This is a genomic window from Persicirhabdus sediminis, assembly GCF_016595495.1.
Taxonomy (GTDB): domain Bacteria; phylum Verrucomicrobiota; class Verrucomicrobiia; order Verrucomicrobiales; family Akkermansiaceae; genus Persicirhabdus; species Persicirhabdus sediminis.
This window is the reverse complement of record NZ_JAENIM010000045.1, coordinates 162,154-179,430: the sequence shown is the minus strand read 5'-3', so window position 1 is coordinate 179,430 and position 17,277 is coordinate 162,154. Positions and strand designations below refer to the sequence as shown.

The window sequence follows — 17,277 nt, the reverse complement described above, 5'->3', positions numbered from 1 at the left end:
GTATGAAAACTCCTCAATCAGCACAGAATCAGGAAGAACCAGCTGAAGTCGAGCCCTTGACTCCGCTGCAGCTAGCGGATTGTAAAACGGGTTTTTCTGGTGGTAATGCAGGCATGATATGTGCCGCACCTAGCGGTGGTCACGTGCGTATTGTTGGCGATCCACAGCATTCGTATTGTTACCACGTCATGAGTCGGACGACGGGTGGCGATTTCTTGTTTGGCGATCAGGAAAAAGAGGCATTTCTCAAGATCATGTGGCGGCAGGCAAGGTTCAGCGGTATTAAGATCCTGACTTATTGCATCATGGACAACCATTTCCACCTGTTGATCCGAGTGCCTAGCCGAGAAAAGTTTAACGCTAAATTCGAAGCCTACGAGTCGAAGGGAAGGTACGAGGAGCGTCCATCCCAGGCGTCCGAAGATGGTGAAGAACGATTGCTCGATCATTTGCGCACCCTGTACAGCAAAGCCTACGTCAATCAGCTGCGCGCCGAGTTGGCGCATATGCGAGCAAATGGCATGGCCCGTTACGCCGACGAGCAAATAGAGAAATTTAAAGCACGGTTTTGCAATCTTGAGATCTTTGTCAAAGAGCTCAAAGCACGCTATACGCGCTGGTTCAACAAAACCAAAGGGCGCAGCGGTACGCTGTGGATGGGCCGCTACAAAAGTGTGATGGTTGAGTCTAGCAACAAGCGAGCTGAACACGAAACTGGCGAAGACTTCACTGCGCTGCACACCATCGCCGCCTATATCGATCTCAATCCAGTTAGAGCAGGCATAGTCGATGATCCCAAAGACTATCGCTGGTGTGGTTACAGCGCCGCTCTAGCTGGCAGCAAGCGCTGTCGTTACGGGCTTTGTGAGGTGATGCGTGTGCCGCAAACCAGCTGGCAAAAACATGGCCATCGATATAGAATATGGCTACTCGAAGACGCAGCTGTGACCAATGAAAAGGCAAAGTCGAAGCTGGAAAAAGCGAAGGCCAACGGAGGTAAGTTAGGTCTAGCTGAAATCTTCCAACACAAAGTAAAATACTTTAGCGATGGCCTAGCTATCGGCGGAAAATCATTCATCAATCAGCAATTCAAAATACACCGAAAGAGTTTCGGGGCGAAACGTCAGGAAGGAGCGAAATCAATACAGTTAGAAAATTCAACTGAGGCTCTCTACTCGTTAAGGCGCTTTTCCTGATAGTGCATTTGGTGGTATTTTTCAGGGTGCTTTTTTGTTGGGGGATTTGGTCCCATGGCTGAAGCCATGGGCTTTGTTCTGTAGCGCTTTCAGCGCGGGGAGCTTCTAGCTGGTTGAGGTTCTCTAGCTGGCTTGGTTTGCTTTCCAGCTGGGTGGGATTTTCAGCTAGATTATTTTTCAATATAGCGCCTATTGTTAGGTTGGGGCAGCAGCTAGTTGGAAATCGTGGCTGTGCTATTTGGCTGGTACCTCCAGCTGGTGGTCCAGACATGCGGGCACAAAAAAGCGTGCTCGGTGAAAACGAAAACCAAAACCCGAACACGCTTTTTTTACTTATTATGCCAGAGCTGGGGAAGCGATTCCCGGCTCCATAAGATTGATATGAAAGTATTCTGCTAGTTTGACTCGTCGGAATGGTTTTTGATTTCCAGCTAACAATTAGGCTAGCTCAGCAGGCTGATTTTTTTATTAGAATCTTTCCTGTCTTTTCCGCTAGGTGGGCGTTTATGGGTGATCGATTAGCTGGAGCTACGCGATCACTGCACGCCTGGGCCTAGGGGAAAATCCAGTTGGTTATGCCGACGGTTTATTTGCTGGAATGGTGTTAGTTGCTGACTTCGATGACTGCTTTGATCTGGCCTGCTTGGCCAGGAACGGAGGCGAATACCTCTGGTACATCGCCGAGCTGCATGCGTTGAGTGACCCATGATGAGGTATCGAGGCGTCCTTCTTCGATGGCTTTGATGACCTTGGTGAAGGTTTCTGGCAGGGCGTTACGGCTGGCCATGAGGGTGAGCTCTTTGCGGTGGAAGCTAGGATCGTCGAACTGCACCTCGCCGATGAATAGGCCGAGGAAGACGATGCGGCATCCGTGGCCAGCTAGCTTGAAGGTATTTTCCATGGAGCGCTTGTTACCTGTGGCGTCGATGATGACGGTTGGCAGGTTGCCATCACAGATGTGGCGCAGCTGGTCTTCGAGGTCGTTGGCGAGGGCATTGACGCTGGCGCTGATGCCGAGTGTTTCGCGGCAGAAGCTGAGGCGTTCGTCGTTGATGTCCATGGCGATGACGCGAGCGCCTTCGGCTTGGGCAAATTGCATGGCGCCGAGGTCGATGGGGCCGGCACCGATGACGAGCACGTTTTCACCTACGCGTGGGTTGGCACGCTCTACGGCGTGTGCGCCGATGCAGAGGGTTTCAACGAGTGCGAGTTGGTCAAAATTGAGTTTGTCAGATTTGTGCAGTTTGTTGGCTGGCACGCAGATGTACTCGCTCATGCCGCCGTCTGAGTGGACGCCGAGCACTTGCATGCTTTCGCAGGCGTTGGTGAGGCCAGCTTGTGATGCGTAGCTGTCAGGGTTGAACATGTATGGCTCTACTGAGCATTTATCACCTGGCTGGAGTCCTTTTGGGTTGTCGCCATTGACTTCGATGACTTCGACGCCGAGCTCGTGACCGAGTACACGCGGGTATTCAAAGAATGGCTGATTGCCTGAGAAGGCGTGCAGGTCTGTGCCGCAGATGCCGACGCGATGGACTTTCACCAGAGCTTCACCAGCTTTTGGTGTTGGTTTGTCGCGGTCGATGAGGCTGTAGTGACCTGGCTCGTCTAGAATAACTGTCTTCATCATGGTTTATTTGTCGTTGTTTTCTGGCAGACCACTGAGCCAGGTTTGGTTCTGGATGGGGGCGAGGATTTCTTGAACGCCTTTGAGGAGTTCGAGGTCCATGTCTTGTTCGAGGATTTCGCAGTTGGAAATAATGCGGTCTGGGTTGGCTGTGCTGACCAATGTAGTTGGGATACCCTCGTGTGCAGTGGAGAACTGTAACCCTAAAGCGGCAAGGTCGCCACCATTGTTGCGGCAAAATTCTGCAGCTTTGTGGCAGGCGTCGTGTACTTCTTTAGGTGCTGGGTGCCATTCTGGTGGTCCTTGGTTGGTGAGGATGCCCATGCTGGTTGGCGCTGCATTGATCACGGCGACTTTGTTTTTCTCAAACTCAGGCAGCAAGGTTTCCAGACTGGTATCGTTGAGGCTGTAGCGGCAGTAGCTGAGCACACAGTCGATGAGCTCTGGGCACTCGCGCATGCCTTTGGCGAAGATTTCCAGCGGCAGGCCAGAAATACCAACGTGGCGCACTTTGCCAGATTCTTTCAGCGCGTGCAGTGCTGGCAGTGTTTCTTTCCAGATCTGCTCTAGGCTGACAAATTCGATGTCGTGGCAGAATAGGAAGTCGATATGGCCACAGCCGAGGCGACCGAGTGATTCGTCGACGGATTTGGTAACACGCTCAGCTGAGAAATCGAATTCATCAGCGCCGTAGCGACCACATTTGGTGCTCAGCAGGTACTTGTCGCGGTCGATGCCCTTGAGGCCAGCGCCGAGTTCTGTTTCCGCTTTGGTCAGCCCGTAGTATGGGGAAACGTCGATGAGGTTGAGACCGTAGTCGATGGCGGTGTGAACCGTGCGCACGTTGCGGTCGTGGTCGACGTCTTTAAAGACACCGCCGAGTGATGAAGCACCAAATGAGAGGATGGGGACGTCGATGTCGAGTGGTCCCAGCTTGCGAGTTTTCATAGTGGATTAGGCAAGGAAGAGTGGCTTGAGGTGACGCTCCAGAAGGTTGAGAGTGACGTTGCGGTTCACGCACTCAGAGAATTCTTCCAGCGCGTTGAGGTAGTCGTCGCCCATTTTTGCAGCGATTTTAAATCCAACGTGCAGCAGCTGACGTAGGTGCTGGTTGTACTCTGGGTTGCTCTGGTCGTGGCGCAGCGCTGAGGTGAACTGCTCAGATGTCCAGCTGTCGACTTCGTCAGGAGATGGCAGTTGCGCTTTATCGATATCGATCACAGTAGCGTATGGTGCGCAGAGTGCGTCGCAGTTGTCAAATGCTTGACGATAAACGTCTTTGGCGATTTCTAGCCCGCGGCCACCAGCTTCAGCGAGGCCAATCAATTCTTCCAGCCAGGTAGTGCCAGCGGTTTTCACGTGCAGGCCAGCGCCAGTGCGAGTGATGTGTTTTTTGATGGCTGGGTAAATGGAGAATTTATCTGACCCAGAGTGAACGGAAAGCTTGAGGTTCTTAGGCAGCTCGAAGTTTTCTACTGCCCATGCGATGACGGCGAGGTCGTCGCTGAATTCTTGGTCAAATGCCACCAGATCGCCAACGTAGTCGACACCTTTATTAAAGCGACCAGTGAATTTTGGCGCGATGGTTTGCGCTGGCACCCCTTCCATGGCGAGCATAGCGAGGATGAGTAGCAGCTCAGTTGGTGATTGTGGTTTGTCAGTCTCGTCAGCGGAAACTTCAATCGCGTAGCTGCCTTCTTCTTTGCTCGCGGCAATGTGTTGGTAAATCTTTGCAGCTTCTTCCACCGCCTTGAGGAACTGGCCAGCAGCGGCTTCCACTGCCTCCGCTGAGATGTCGAGCGCACCTGCAATGCCGTCGATTTCTAGCTGACCAACAAATGGCGCGATGAATGATTTGAATTTTTCTACTGACTCAGCTGCGGCGGCTTCGCCTACAAAATCAGCCACGTCTAGAGTGAAGAAGTTGGATCCAGCCATGAAGCCGTCCACGGTCTCCATGCGGATGTGATCCGCGTCGATGAAATACGGTAGTTTGTAGTCGCGTGTGGCGATAGCTGCGTCGGCTTGGTCGCGCAGTGACTGAGGCTCAGTGCCAATGATGCTGTGCTCGCGGAATGATTTATTCCATGTAGGGGCTACATCGATGCCTAGCTGGCGGGCAGCAAGTACAGCGTCGAGTTGGGCAAGGGCTTGTTTGCCGAAACGGTCACCCATTCCGAATGTAAACTTAGGTAGAACTAGCATGATTGTGTGTGATTTTTTTAAAGGTGAAATCTCAGTGTCTAATCTGAAAATATATTTCCTCCGTGAACATTTGCAGGTTCCTACGGTTACTTAATTTATTCAAGTAGGAATACGCTAGAATTTGTCTAAATATTAAAAAAATATTCGCATGTGAATCTAGATCGATAAAATTCAGGGACTTTGCTAGCGTTTTTGACCCTGCAAACGTTTAGCTATATTTGTGAAAAACTAAGGTTAATCGGTAAATAACCGTATTTTCAGGCGCTGGGTGTGAGGGCAGATAGTCAATTTCAAGCAGATCTGTATGGCTGAAATTGCCAGTAACTAGGCTGCTCGTAGCTGCATGGTGGGGCGATTAAACTTTTTATTAACTTGATTTAGTTAATTGGGCGCGAGAAATGGTAATATTTCCATGAACAACTTATCGTATCATTTTTCTATTTTATTTGGCGGGTGGTTCCCTAGTTAGCTAGCGGTCAACTAGCTGCCAGCTAGCAAGTTGATGTGAAGCCGGTCGGTTGGGCTAAGTGGTTTACAGCCAATTCATAGGCTCGCTTGTGGCGGTGCGCATTGGCTGCGGGAAAGCTGGTAGAATTCAGCCATTTACCCATCCCTAATGAGAACTCCGCTAGCATTGCGACCTATTTGTTAGCGTGTAGTCAAAACCACTCCGGCGAGTCAACTGGCAGAATGGCATTCCGCCATTGTAGCTGGCTGCGTGGTGGAAAATAATTCAGCCAGCGACGAACTCGCTGCTGAGCAGGAGATCGTGGCTGGCTGAGAGCATGGGGGAATTTACTATTCTAACTGGGTGAGTTAAGCAGCTTGATGGCAGCTAGAAAATCTAGCCAGTTTGTCACCGGCTGAAATTAATCATTCACCAAACGTGCGGCGAGACGCAAGAAGAGTGAGTTAGAGTCGTGGTCGCTCACTGGAGCGGCACTGCGCCAGAGCGCGTGAAAGAGACCATTAGATTGGCTGGAATGATGCAGTACCATCTGGTCCGGGCCAGCAGCCCATGAGCTGAGGTCGCTTGAACTCTCAATTCTATATTCTACCTGTTGGGAATATTCGCTGACATCTAACTCGACTACAAAGTAGTCACCAGTCTGACCATCAACGGTGAGGTTTTGAATGGACGCGTTGACGAGCTTGGAGGTGTCGTCAGCTGGCGTTAGACCAGCTAGGAAGACAAGCACTGGCGCAAGACCTGAGCTGCCGACAGCCTCGCTGTCACTAACTATGCCGTGGTTGGATTTCCACTCAGCATAGGTTGTATTGCTAGCGTTTGCTTGCTCAGTATAGTGGCGCGTCCAGCCTAGGGTGTCGCTGGCGCTAGCTGATGCTTGATAGAGTGTAGCCGTGGCTGTTGAACTGGCGATGCTTGCTAGCTGAGGGTTTTCTAACTCGATAGAAAAACTTACCGGCGCGTCTAGCTGATTAGCTGGAATGTCAATGGCAATGGTCTTTTTGGTTTCGCCAGCGGCAAAGACCAAGGTGCCTGAGCTAGCCACGTAGTGTGTGCCTGCGATGGCGGTGCCATTCTGGGTAGTGAAGTCAATGCTCGCCTGGCCAGCCAGCGGTGCCGATAGGCTAACATTGAAGACCAACTGAGTGCTCTCAGAACTAGAAATCCCAACATTGTTAGCTGCCACGGAAATAAAAGCGTTATCAGCCAACTCCCCTGGTACAGCTTGCCCTGCAAGTACCGAGTTGATGGTATTGACCAATGGCGCATCGCTGGTTGGGCAATATGGGAGCTTGTCTGAACCGCCGTTGATTGGGCCTTCAAAGATATCGCCAAATGCCGTCCAGATGATCACGCCGCCCAGCTCGTTGTCTGCCACAAGTTTGGCTTTCAGACCGATGGATCTTTCATCGTCATAGCTGAGAAAGGCATTATTGTTAGTTTTGTAGGGCACCTTGGCGTCCTCGTCCCAGCCAGTTGCCCAGCTACTTGTGCTCTTGACGATTAATGAGTAGTTAGGTGTGCCGTCAGCGACTGCCCAGTTAGTGTAATCAGCCGCGGTCATGATGTTGCCATCTGGCTGGATGAATTTAGAAACTTTCACCGTTGGCGCGTGCACCGCTGCCTGGCCTACGGTGGTTACCCCGCGACCATAAAAGGCGGCTCCCATAGTTACTTTTTCTAGCGGCGCTCCCGCTTCCGCTAGAGCGGTGACGGTATCATTCCATGACATTGGCCCCCACGCTTGATTCGGGTAGCTAAACAGCGGGGAGTTGTGGCCCGCCGTATCATCCCAACCGCCGTGAAAGTCGTAGGTCATCATGTTGAAGTAGTCCATCGATTGGCTCAGCCTTGGCCAGTCGAAGCCAGCTAGCTTATTGCCCTGCGCGGCAAAGGCGGCGGTGATCAGCTTGTCTGGACCAATCGCGGCACGGATCTCTTCCATCAAGATAGCAAAGTTTTCGTAGTCGGCGTTAGAGCCAATGAAGTTCATGCCAGAAAACTCACCGGGGTATTCCCAGTCGATGTCGATACCATCAAATCCCATGTCTATCAGCTCCACACAGTCGGCAATAAATTTAGCGCGCATGGTTTCATCTGCCGCCATCTCAGGGAAATGTTTACTCATCGACCAGCCACCGATAGAGGCCATACATTTTACTCCCTTTTCCTGGCATAACTCTAGCAGACCCTTGGGCCCGTTAGGATCTGTGCCTTGCAGCGGGAAACTGCCACTGGTGCCGAGCGTTTCGTTGACCCAGCCACCAGTACCGTCATCGTCGTAACCTTCGGCGCGCAGCGCCTCGTCAAGGTACCAGATGGGTTTTTGCTCACCATACAAGATCCAGTAATCCCAGCTAGAGTAGATATCTGTCATCAGCAGTTCTCCCGGTTCTTGCACCGCTCCATCCTGATAGATGTCTTTGTTTCTCAAATCAGCGCTGTGCAATGAGCCGTCTTTGGCGACACCAAAAAACGAAAAATTGAGCATCGTATACTGGCTGTAGTCGATGTTGAGTTGGTTATAGATACCAGCAGCTGATAGCTGATAGGAGTCACCTTTCCACGCATCCCACTGCGGCAGGTAGCCAATGATTTGTTTCTGGTGGTTGGCGGTGGTATGGCTGGCTCCGCTGTCAGATTGTGCCAGAGCCTGATGATTACTTAATGCCAAACAGCCCGCGACAGTTGCGATGCTTAATGATTTTCCAAGCGTGATCTTACTTTTAATTACCCGTCTCATTATCTTCCATTTGTTTGCTGGGGGGTATTTCCAGCTGGAGGATGCTGTCGGGGACACCTGACAGATAATGGATTAATTTACCATTTGTCTATTCAATTGTTGAGCTGCTAGCCCGCAAATTGCACAACAAACAAACTAAATCGATAATATGCTTCTGGCTGTTAATTCGTCGGAATGGCGAACTAGATTTTTCTTCTAGGTCACGGCGAGACAAAGCTATCTAGCAGGCGATTAATAATCGCGACGACAGAACAGCCAGCTGGCGAGCAGCAGCACGAGGGCTTCAAAAGCCAGTGAGCTGAGGATAATGTAGCGTTCGCTGTGCCGGTTCTGGTATTTCTCCTCGGATTTGAACATCTTATCGTCTTCGGCTGTGTTAGCCAATTGACCGAGGATAGCGGCGCTTGTTAGGTTGTTGCTGTCGACGGTAATTTTTCGTCTAATCAGGTAGGTAGCGTCGCGAGTTTTTGGCAATGGCAGGGCTATTTTCTCAATCGCTGAATGAATGTTGACTGCGGTTTTGTTAGGTTCAGTAGCCCCTTCATTGATGACAGTTTCCCCCGACTGATAGTTGATGCTGATACCTTGTTCCGGCATCGTGTAGGCAAACTTGTAGCTCATGCCTTCGCTGACTTGGATGAGCCATGAAAACCCCCAGAAACCAATCGCCATGAGTAAGGCAAAAATGGTGGAGCGCGACCATACGCCAACAAGCACAGCCACGCTGTAGATCAGGCTGTAGACAAATACAATCAGCGGAACCGCCCAGAAAATCGTATAGTTCCAATTTTCTAACCTCAGCCCGAGAGCGAGGAAGATCACCAAACAGAAGCAGGCTACCTGAACCGCCACAAAGAGCAGACCGCAGAGGTATTTGGTGAAAAAGATCGTCGTGCGGCGCACCGGTTTCGACAGCGCTATGTCAATCGATCCGCTAGTCATGAACTCTGGGAAAATTGAACAGGTGGAAATCAAGGCGAGCACTAGAGCTGCTAGACCGAACCACCAAGGCACCACGACGTCGGTGAGTAGCTTGAGCAGCATCACCTCAGCGAGTGGTGAGCCGCTGTTGATCAGCTGGTCGTCGACCTGATAGAGACCAAAGCCGAGTGAGTAGCCAGAGTCATTAAATCCAACAGATGCAAAACCCACGCTGATGAGCAGGGTGATCGCCATGGCAAACCAAAAGAGCTTGCGCGCGCTGAGCATGCGGAAGGAATCCCAAATTAATGTACAAATCGCTCTCATGCGCGGTCTCCTTTCTTGTCTTCGTTAGATTCGTCAGCTGGTGCAAATCCAGCTAGTGGTGGCGGTGATTTTTTGGGAACCTCGGGCGGTGGACCATTTTGTTTGGCTGTCTCGATAGACTCGATAAAGAGATCTTCTAATGACTGGCGTGATTGTTTGAGCTCGCTGATGACAAGCTGTTTGGCGCGCAGAGCATCGATGACTGGCTGGGCGCCCAGCGCGTCGGTCATTGGCATGGAGATCAGCTGGTTGGTGAGCTCGAAGCCGTCAGCGGTAAATTGCTGCTGCAGCTCAGCTGGTAGATCTCCCTGATAGTGAATTTCAAATCGGCGGCTAGCGGCAGTGAGTTCGGCGAGTTCACCATGTTTGACCACTTGCCCTTGGTTGAGGATAGCCACGTTATCGCAGACCATTTCCAGCTCGCCTAGCAGGTGGCTGTTAATGAAAACCGTGCGCCCTTGATCACGCATTTTGATCATGATGTCGCGCATTTCGCGGCGTCCTTGTGGGTCCACTCCATCAGTCGGCTCATCGAGAAAAACCACTTCTGGGTTATTGATCAGCGCCTGAGCGATGCCGATGCGCTGTTTCATGCCCTTGGAATAAGTACGCAGCTTGGTATTAGCGCGCTCACTCATGCCTACTAGTTCGAGCAGCTCGTCGCTGCGCTGTTTGGCATGTTTGCTAGGTACATTGGCCAGCCCCGCGGTGTAGCGCAAAACGTCGCGACCGCTGAGGTAGCTGGGGAATCTAGCATGTTCTGGTAGATAGCCTACTTTTCCCAAAGTAGCGCGGTGACCGATCGGGTGGCCGAGCATCACGCCGCGCACGCCGCGAGCTTTTACGATAGAAAGGAGAATTTTTACCAAGGTGCTTTTGCCAGCGCCGTTAGGTCCAAGGAGGCCAAAGATACGGCCGCTGGGCACGGTGAGGGAGAGGTCGCGCAGGGCATGGATTTTGCCACGGTAGCGTTTGTTAACGCAGGAAACATCGATCACAGGATTACTCACCCCATTAAGCAACAATGATTACTGTGCTTTGGCAAGTTCCGAGATCGCAGCTGGTCAAACTTTCTTTCAACCTATCAGCTGGTGATAGATGTAAATCATTTCTGCTCAGCAGTGTATTTTTGCAGAAAAGTCTCGGCAAAACGCTGGCCCATGAGGATCTGGCCATTGGCGCTGTAATGAATGTCGTCTTCGTTTTTTTCGATTTTCTTTTTCTCCGTGGTACCCGCCTTACCTGCTAGGTAGAGGTTTTTTTCGCAGTCGTCAGTCTGAATCATGTGGGCATTTTCTAGCTGCAAGTCGGCTTGCGCCTGGCGTACGACCTCGGCATACAAAAACCGCGGCTGGCCACGGAAGCTCTTGGCTGGGTTGATCTGACCGTAGATGAATAATAAATCTGGCTGATTAGTATCTTTGCGTAGCGAGTTGATGTGCTTGATCAGCTTAGCTTGATAGGCATTAGCTACTTCTAATGAATCCGAATCGCTCTCGCCTTGGTGCCAAATCACCGCCGCCAGCTGGGCGTTAGGTGCTGATGCTTGAGCTTTTTGATAACTGCCTAGCAGCCGTTGGTAGAGTTTGCCAGCTGGTTTCCATTGGTCCATTGAGGTGCCGCCTGCGGCATATTTCACGAGCCCAATGTGCTGGTCTGGCCACGCTTTGGCCAGTGTGTGGGCAAAGCCAATCTCGGGACCAAACTTGCGCCCTAACTCGAGTGCTTGCCACTTTTGTTCTTTGTCATTCCAGATAGAAACATTTTTAGGTGCGCTGCGGTAGCTCTTAGCGTCAGCTGGCAAATCAGCCGGGTAGCCATGGCCTTCCATGTTGGACTGGCCACCTAGCAGAAAGAGCAGTTCTGGTGTGTCGGAGGCTGTGCTCAGCCCATGCAAGAGCATGCTCAGGCAGAGGCAAATAGTTAGTTTGATCATGGTGCGTTTTGTTTTGATGGAAGTTCTAACTCGAGCATTTTTTCCGCATAACGGTGGCCTAGCTCGATGGCGCTGGCGGTGTCGAAATGCCAGCGGTCGAATGTTTTTAAGCCAGCTGAGCTAACAAAGTCAGTTGCCTTTAGCTTAGCTGGTAGCTGGGCAATTTGTTGATTGATCTCGGGCAGATCATTTACCTGACCAGCGATGAAAGGTAAATTTTCCTCACCTAGGTCGCCGCGTAAATCGCTCACAAGTTGTTCGAGCTTGGCCAAATACCCAGCTGGATTAGATTCGTTAGACTCACCTTGATGCCATAAAATCCCCATCAAGGTTCCAGATGCTTGAGCTGCTTTGGCCCGTTGCAGCGCATCCTTGTAGTACTGGCCACCTTTTGCCCATTGTTCAATCTTGCTGCCACCACGAGCATTCACCACCAGCCCAATTGGCTGATCTGGATTGGCTTCTAGCATCTTTTTAGCAAAGCTGTAGCCAGGGCCTAAGTTCTGCATGTTGAGTTTTTTTCTAATCGTTGAATAACGATTCAGCGGGTTTTGTGCTGGCTCCCAGCTGGCTTTGTCATCCAGTAGATAGACGCTCTCTAGCGGAGCGCTTTGTTGATCGCCAATCGGCGCTCGCCCAGCCATGTTTGACTGACCTATCAGCAAGTAAATATGCAGCGGTTTTTGCGCCAGCTCATCGCTAGCTGAACGAGCTGGAGCATCCTCGGCTGCCAGCTGGCCCACCAGTGCCACCATCAACATGGCCAGCCAGTTCCTCACGCGTTTGTTATGATTCTGCATCTTCATTCATCAGGGTTAGATGAAAGCTATCTGCCGAAAGCAACCCATGGCAAGAACGAAGGTGTACGTCATCCATCTCGCGAATGGGCGCAAATCCTCGCTCCCGCGAGGGGAGCGATGCGCTGCAGGTCTGTAGCGGTGATGCCGCCGTGGTTTCAATCCGCGCTCCCTCGTGGGGAGCGATTCAAACAAGGTCAGGAATATGCACGACGCAAATAGTTTCAATCCGCGCTCCCGCGTGGGGAGCGATATCACGTGCTGCCAACTTGGCGTGAGCTGGCGAAGTTTCAATCCGCGCTCCCGCGTGGGGAGCGATCGCAGCTAGTGAGGCGATGGCAGAAACCACCGCTGTTTCAATCCGCGCTCCCGCGTGGGGAGCGATTTGTGGGGCGCTGTGAGGATGGGCCAAACGCCATAGTTTCAATCCGCGCTCCTGTGTGGGGAGCGATCAGGGCTGAGGATCATGCTGCAAAGATGATTAAGTTTCAATCCGCGCTCCCGTGTGGGGAGCGATAATTTAAAATCCGCATTCAGCCGCCTACGACATGGTTTCAATCCGCGCTTCCGCGTGGGGAGCGATCTTGTAGTGGGTGGCGTTCTCGCCTTCCGCATCATGTTTCAATCCGCGCTCCCGCGTGGGGAGCGATGGCCTAGGCTAGGAGGGTAGGGGGGATAAGGACAAGAATAGATTTGTGCGCGAAGGCGTAATGTTAGAGTCTTTGTTTCTAACAGTGAGAATTAAATGGATGTCAAAGAGCGAGTGGGGGAAGGGGATGAGAGGTCGCGCGAGTGGGCTAGGCGGGGGGTGATTACTTGGGGTTCGCGCTGGGTTTTATGGTGGAGCTAGATGCCGAGGAAGCCGTCGGGGTCGTAGCTTTCTTTTTGTCCGTGATGTTCTACGCGGTTTTGCCATTGGTTGCCAAGGTTATAGATACGGAGTGAGTCTTGGGATAGGTTCATGGTGGTGGTGAGTTTGTCTTTGAGCTGGGTGGGTGGTTTTGTGCTTGGTTGACTGCATGCATTCTGGGTGATAATGTGCATGCATGACTCAGTTGACTGTCAGGCGCGTGGAAGAAGCATGGGTGGCGAAGGCGAAGGCTTTGGCTGCCGAGCGGGGGGTGTCGATGAATACGGTGCTGGTGGAAGCGTTGGCGGAGAAATTTGGTGATGTGGCGAAGGCAAAGACGAATGGTTTAGAGAAGTTTGTGGGTAGCCGGCCAGATGGTTTTGGCGGTGAGTTTGATGAGGCGATGGAAGATTGTGGGCGCATTGACGAGGATGGCTGGAAATGAGAGTGGCGCTTGATACGAATGCTTATGCTGATTTGATGCGTGGCTCTCATTGGGGGCAGGTGGTGGCTGAGGCTAGCGAGGTGCTCATCTCAGCAACGATGTATGGGGAGCTCAGGTATGGTTTTGCCTGTGGCAGCCGTGAGGCTTCTAATGTGAAGGATTTGCATGAATTTCTCAATCATCCTGCGGTGCGGTTTTGTGAGACGGATGCGCCGACTGCCGAGCAGTATGGGCTTTTGAAAGCGTTTTTGCGGAAGAATGGCACGCCGCTACCTGAGAATGATATTTGGATTGCGGCGTCTTGCCTGATCAATCAGGCGACCTTGCTGACCCGTGACAAACATTTTGTCAACTTGCCACAGGTCAGTGTGAGGTGGCCTGATGCTTAGACGCGCTCGATGATTTCGATGCCGTTGTCGGCACAGAATGAGCGGAGTTCGGTTGGGATGGTGACTTTGTAGTCATCGAAGCTGCGAGCGACTTCAATGCCGTCTTTTTTCTTCACGCTGACTCCTTCGAGGAGCTTGGCGGAGGGCGCTTTGCCGAGGGCATTTTCGTGTTTGAAGATGACGAGTTTGCGCACATTCATGCTGCCAGCTGGACGGGCGGCTGATTGGTCGAACTGGAAGGCATTTTCCAGCGCGGTGAAGAGGAGCTCTAGATCGTCTTCGGAGAAGCCAGTTTGCTGGGCAAGGAATGGATTGATGAAGCCGCTGGCTTTGTAGAGGCCATATGGGACGGTGAATTTGCGCCCCATGGTGCGTGCTTTTTCGATGTCTTTGACATCGGTGACTGAAGTGCGAGTGATGGCATGCTCAGAGGTGATGATGGGATCGATGGAGCGGGCAAAGGACAGCTGCACGGGGCCGCGAACTTGACCACAGTTGACTTTGGTAGACATGACGGCTCCAAAGGTGCGCACGTCATAGAAGTTCTGGCACATCCATTCGCGAGCTTTGTCAAATTCAGCTCGTTTGGCTTTTTTGGGGTCGCCAAGATCGAGAGCTTTGTAGGCCTCTTCGTGTTGCTGGTTGTGCACGGCAAATTCTTTGAAGTAGATGTTGTGCTCGGTGGTTTGCTCGATGAAGTTGCGGATTTTTCGTTTGAGCATGACGTCGGTGGTCAGCCCTTGGCCGGTTTCAGCATCCAGGCGTGGTAGGTTGCCGGCGTCAGGGTCGCCGTTTGGGTTGGCGTCTTTGGCATCGAATAGGTAGAGAATGTCGTAGCGATTATTCATGATTTTGGGATTGGTTTGAATTTAAAATGGATGACTTAGTTAGAGGTGTCTTTTTTGGTGAAGAAGTCTTTGCGCTGGTGGTAGTAGCCTAGGGCGAAGATCCCTTGAGATTTGAGATTGAGGTTAGTGGGGAATCCGCTGGCTGGAATGTCGGCGAGGATGTCTTGCACGAGTCGCTCACGGTTCACTTTCTGGCCGCCTGAGAGTTTGGCTAGATGATGCTGGTAGGTGCGGAGGATGCGGGGGAAAACGCTGGCTGGGGTGGCGGATGCACTGGAGTAGAATTTTTCTCTAAGACCAGCGTTGAGCTCGCCGAGTGCGTCGGTTTGGGTTTTTTCTAGGGTGGCAAATAAGCGGCCTAGCAGGTAGGCTGGTTCTTTGTTTTCGGTATCTAGCATAACGGATATGGTTTGTTTGTGATTGCGGGTGAGCACGCCTTTGATGATGGCGGCACGGTAGTAGTTGATGGTGCGGTCGGCTCGGATGCGGCGCAGGACAGCGGCGTATAGGGCCTCTGGGTAGTGAGTATTTTCAAGGATGGCGCGCATCAGAGCTCCGCCAAGGAGAGGGGGGATTTCGTCAGCCACACGTGCGGTCTGGCTGAGGAGCTGCCAGTAGGCTGGGAATTCTGGATCAGCGAGGCGTTTGCCTTTTGGGGTATCCCACTCACGAACGATGTTGATGTCTTGGTGGTGGGCACGTAATTTGGCGAGCAATTCAGCCACAGTAGATTGATGGAAAAAGCGCACGGACAAGCGTGCTGCATTAGGCGCTAAGCCAAGCAAAAAGAATCTGGTTTGCTCTGGATCTTCATCCAGCTGAGAACTGGCCTTAGCCCCGAGCTGGATTTGTTTGAGTAAGATTTCAACCTTGGATCTGAGGTTTTCGTCCTGAACTTGAGCATTGGACCCCTCAGAGGCAAAGATGCCAAAAACGTCTTCGATGACGGATGGTTTGTCTGTCCAGAAGACGCAGGTGGTATCGCCAATGCGGATACGGTGTTTGGTTGATTTGGGGCCATTGAGCAGTGAGTTTAGCGCAGTGCCGTATTGGAAGGCTGCTTTTTCAGATACGGGTGCGTTGAATGATTGGTCTTTGCCGTAGGATTCATAGGCTTTGGCATTGAATGAGACGAGGGAGGCGCCAGATGACTGGGCTCCAGCTACGGATTTGATCTTGGGGTGGAGGCGGGCAATGGGTACAGACTCAGCTCCGGTGATGAGGCATTGGCCAGTGGTGGCATCGGATGCTGGCTCTCGATTGTCCCACCAGCTGAGAATCTCATATTGCTCATTGACGGACTTGGTTTCTCCTTGGATGGAAAAGATTCCAAACCCTGTTGTGAGTTCGTCCAATTCAGGGTGCTCGGCGATGTATTGGGCGGCTAGCTCCGCTGACCAGTTTTCTAGAAACCGGCAGACGGTGGAGAACTGCTTGTGATTGATGGTCTGCTCGACTTTGAGGTGGGCGTCACGGAATGCATGAAATGATTTTTCTGTGCGCTCAGGTTTTGGGTCATCCTTTTTATAGCTGAGCATGTAGGCGAAATTATCCCACAAGAAGCCAGGGTTGATGCCTGATCCTGAAGGTTTGGCTTCGCCAAGAACGAGTTGTTTGTCAGCCCGTAGTTTCCCTTTATCATCACGGATGCGAGCGTCTTGGATAGCAAATAAACTGCCATCAGGCCTCAGTACGACGCGAAATGAGATGTTCTGGGGCGAGTACCCGGGTTTGGCAATCTCATAGCTGGAATCATCAGCTAGCCGCGAGTAGAGGTCATTGAGTGCATTGAGAATCATGATGGTGGCGGGTTAGATTTTGAATGGCAGCGGAGGCACGGTGATATTGCCGTCTATCATCTGAGCGCGGAAGAAGTGAGGGGTGGTGGATTTGACCGCTTTGGTTTTTTTGTTTTGCTCGAACTCAATGTCGTGGAGCATGAAGCCGAGGTCTTTTTCCCCAGCTAGGGACTGGTGGGGAGTGGGCCAGCTAGATTCGTCCTCGTGGAGCTGGAATGATGCGGGAAATTCACGACAGCCAAAGTAGGGCTGGTGGAAGGCTTGGCCTCGGCTGGCGCGGCGTTTGAACATGGCGAGGTGTTTGCCAGCGGCTGCGTTGGCTGGCAGCTTTTCACCGCCTTTATCCATGCGCCTATCAATGATATGAATGCTGGCGTGAATCAGGTATCGGACATCACGGAGTAGCAGTGAAGCGCGTTGTTGGCGGTCTTGATCGACATAGATGCCCAGCGAATCTGAACCTCCAGCATTGACTAGGGCAGCCTTTGGCGCGCTGGCTTTTTTACTGATTTCATTGCGCCTGATGTTGGTGAACTGGATGGGGTTGATCACAGTGATTTGGTCAATGAGCCAGCGGATTTGTGGTTTCCAATAAATCGCCTCAAGGAGGCCGCGTGCCGCTGAAGGGGTGATGACGTCGTAGCTGACGCGCTCGACCTTCATTTCAGGTCGTGAGAATAGGGCGTAGTCGCCCGAGACTTCTAGGATGATGGATGAGTTCATGG

General features: G+C 51.9%; 16 protein-coding genes. 4 read left to right on the top strand and 12 right to left on the bottom strand.

Annotation, left to right across the window (positions count from 1 at the left end; translation table 11 throughout):
- Positions 1 to 2: 2 nt before the first annotated feature.
- Positions 3 to 1,196 carry a transposase gene (locus JIN82_RS15125; protein WP_200312504.1) on the top strand — a complete coding sequence of 398 codons (1,194 nt, stop codon included), beginning with the start codon at positions 3 to 5 and terminating at the stop codon, positions 1,194 to 1,196.
- A gap of 604 nt (positions 1,197 to 1,800) precedes the next feature.
- Here JIN82_RS15125 and JIN82_RS15120 read toward each other — a convergent pair.
- The 8 genes from JIN82_RS15120 to JIN82_RS15085 form a co-directional block, all read right to left on the bottom strand.
- A complete protein-coding gene (locus JIN82_RS15120; RefSeq protein ID WP_200312503.1) occupies positions 1,801 to 2,826 on the bottom strand; it encodes a zinc-binding alcohol dehydrogenase family protein in 1,026 nt (341 codons plus the stop codon).
- Between the two features lie 3 nt (positions 2,827 to 2,829).
- Positions 2,830 to 3,771 carry an aldo/keto reductase gene (locus JIN82_RS15115; RefSeq protein WP_200312502.1) on the bottom strand — a complete coding sequence of 314 codons (942 nt, stop codon included), beginning with the start codon at positions 3,769 to 3,771 and terminating at the stop codon, positions 2,830 to 2,832.
- A 6-nt stretch (positions 3,772 to 3,777) separates the two neighbouring features.
- Positions 3,778 to 5,028, bottom strand: a complete 1,251-nt coding sequence (locus tag JIN82_RS15110; protein ID WP_200312501.1) for a tagaturonate epimerase family protein — start codon at positions 5,026 to 5,028, stop codon at positions 3,778 to 3,780.
- A gap of 869 nt (positions 5,029 to 5,897) precedes the next feature.
- Positions 5,898 to 8,240, bottom strand: coding sequence for a glycosyl hydrolase family 18 protein (locus JIN82_RS15105; RefSeq protein WP_200312500.1), 2,343 nt, complete (start codon positions 8,238 to 8,240; stop codon positions 5,898 to 5,900).
- A 231-nt stretch (positions 8,241 to 8,471) separates the two neighbouring features.
- Positions 8,472 to 9,488, bottom strand: coding sequence for an ABC transporter permease (locus tag JIN82_RS15100; protein ID WP_200312499.1), 1,017 nt, complete (start codon positions 9,486 to 9,488; stop codon positions 8,472 to 8,474).
- Positions 9,485 to 10,498, bottom strand: a complete 1,014-nt coding sequence (locus tag JIN82_RS15095) for an ABC transporter ATP-binding protein (RefSeq protein ID WP_200312498.1) — start codon at positions 10,496 to 10,498, stop codon at positions 9,485 to 9,487. Before JIN82_RS15095 ends, JIN82_RS15100 begins: the two co-directional genes overlap by 4 nt.
- A gap of 95 nt (positions 10,499 to 10,593) precedes the next feature.
- Positions 10,594 to 11,424, bottom strand: coding sequence for a sialate O-acetylesterase (locus tag JIN82_RS15090; protein ID WP_200312497.1), 831 nt, complete (start codon positions 11,422 to 11,424; stop codon positions 10,594 to 10,596).
- The gene (locus JIN82_RS15085) at positions 11,421 to 12,230 is read right to left on the bottom strand and encodes a sialate O-acetylesterase (RefSeq protein WP_200312496.1); all 810 of its coding nucleotides are present in this window, start codon (positions 12,228 to 12,230) and stop codon (positions 11,421 to 11,423) included. Before JIN82_RS15085 ends, JIN82_RS15090 begins: the two co-directional genes overlap by 4 nt.
- On the opposite strand from JIN82_RS15085, the gene JIN82_RS17745 reads away from it, so the two are divergent.
- Entirely contained in the window at positions 12,213 to 12,443 is a 231-nt protein-coding gene (locus JIN82_RS17745) for a hypothetical protein (protein ID WP_425511518.1), read from the top strand. The two genes, JIN82_RS15085 and JIN82_RS17745, sit on opposite strands and share 18 nt — an antisense overlap.
- A 624-nt stretch (positions 12,444 to 13,067) precedes the next feature.
- Here JIN82_RS17745 and JIN82_RS15080 read toward each other — a convergent pair.
- Positions 13,068 to 13,265 (bottom strand): CRISPR-associated endonuclease Cas2, encoded by a 198-nt coding sequence (locus tag JIN82_RS15080; protein ID WP_200312495.1) that lies wholly within the window; start codon positions 13,263 to 13,265, stop codon positions 13,068 to 13,070.
- A 2-nt stretch (positions 13,266 to 13,267) separates the two neighbouring features.
- Between JIN82_RS15080 and JIN82_RS15075 the strand changes: the two genes are divergently transcribed.
- Both JIN82_RS15075 and JIN82_RS15070 read left to right on the top strand, forming a co-directional pair.
- The gene (locus JIN82_RS15075; protein WP_200312494.1) at positions 13,268 to 13,516 is read left to right on the top strand and encodes a hypothetical protein; all 249 of its coding nucleotides are present in this window, start codon (positions 13,268 to 13,270) and stop codon (positions 13,514 to 13,516) included.
- A 2-nt stretch (positions 13,517 to 13,518) separates the two neighbouring features.
- The gene (locus tag JIN82_RS15070; protein ID WP_325099525.1) at positions 13,519 to 13,905 is read left to right on the top strand and encodes a type II toxin-antitoxin system VapC family toxin; all 387 of its coding nucleotides are present in this window, start codon (positions 13,519 to 13,521) and stop codon (positions 13,903 to 13,905) included.
- On the opposite strand, the gene cas7c is transcribed toward JIN82_RS15070, so the two are convergent.
- The 3 genes from cas7c to cas5c are packed head-to-tail and all read right to left on the bottom strand — an operon-like array spanning position 13,902 to position 17,275.
- Positions 13,902 to 14,753, bottom strand: a complete 852-nt coding sequence (cas7c, locus tag JIN82_RS15065) for a type I-C CRISPR-associated protein Cas7/Csd2 (protein ID WP_200312492.1) — start codon at positions 14,751 to 14,753, stop codon at positions 13,902 to 13,904. The genes JIN82_RS15070 and cas7c overlap by 4 nt on opposite strands.
- A 35-nt stretch (positions 14,754 to 14,788) precedes the next feature.
- Positions 14,789 to 16,552, bottom strand: a complete 1,764-nt coding sequence (gene cas8c / locus JIN82_RS15060) for a type I-C CRISPR-associated protein Cas8c/Csd1 (protein WP_200312491.1) — start codon at positions 16,550 to 16,552, stop codon at positions 14,789 to 14,791.
- Positions 16,553 to 16,564: 12 nt separating this feature from the next.
- The gene (cas5c, locus tag JIN82_RS15055; RefSeq protein WP_200312490.1) at positions 16,565 to 17,275 is read right to left on the bottom strand and encodes a type I-C CRISPR-associated protein Cas5c; all 711 of its coding nucleotides are present in this window, start codon (positions 17,273 to 17,275) and stop codon (positions 16,565 to 16,567) included.
- Positions 17,276 to 17,277 lie beyond the last annotated feature (2 nt).

Coding starts and splice junctions, on each gene's coding strand:
- JIN82_RS15100 (WP_200312499.1), bottom strand. CDS start 9,488: ATGAGAGCGATTTGTACATTAATTTGGGATTCCTTCCGCATGCTCAGC.
- JIN82_RS15080 (WP_200312495.1), bottom strand. CDS start 13,265: ATGCACATTATCACCCAGAATGCATGCAGTCAACCAAGCACAAAACCA.
- JIN82_RS15075 (WP_200312494.1), top strand. CDS start 13,268: ATGACTCAGTTGACTGTCAGGCGCGTGGAAGAAGCATGGGTGGCGAAG.
- cas7c (WP_200312492.1), bottom strand. CDS start 14,753: ATGAATAATCGCTACGACATTCTCTACCTATTCGATGCCAAAGACGCC.
- JIN82_RS15110 (WP_200312501.1), bottom strand. CDS start 5,028: ATGCTAGTTCTACCTAAGTTTACATTCGGAATGGGTGACCGTTTCGGC.
- cas5c (WP_200312490.1), bottom strand. CDS start 17,275: ATGAACTCATCCATCATCCTAGAAGTCTCGGGCGACTACGCCCTATTC.
- JIN82_RS15105 (WP_200312500.1), bottom strand. CDS start 8,240: ATGAGACGGGTAATTAAAAGTAAGATCACGCTTGGAAAATCATTAAGC.
- JIN82_RS15115 (WP_200312502.1), bottom strand. CDS start 3,771: ATGAAAACTCGCAAGCTGGGACCACTCGACATCGACGTCCCCATCCTC.
- JIN82_RS15120 (WP_200312503.1), bottom strand. CDS start 2,826: ATGATGAAGACAGTTATTCTAGACGAGCCAGGTCACTACAGCCTCATC.
- JIN82_RS15085 (WP_200312496.1), bottom strand. CDS start 12,230: ATGAAGATGCAGAATCATAACAAACGCGTGAGGAACTGGCTGGCCATG.
- JIN82_RS15125 (WP_200312504.1), top strand. CDS start 3: ATGAAAACTCCTCAATCAGCACAGAATCAGGAAGAACCAGCTGAAGTC.
- JIN82_RS15090 (WP_200312497.1), bottom strand. CDS start 11,424: ATGATCAAACTAACTATTTGCCTCTGCCTGAGCATGCTCTTGCATGGG.
- cas8c (WP_200312491.1), bottom strand. CDS start 16,552: ATGATTCTCAATGCACTCAATGACCTCTACTCGCGGCTAGCTGATGAT.
- JIN82_RS17745 (WP_425511518.1), top strand. CDS start 12,213: ATGATTCTGCATCTTCATTCATCAGGGTTAGATGAAAGCTATCTGCCG.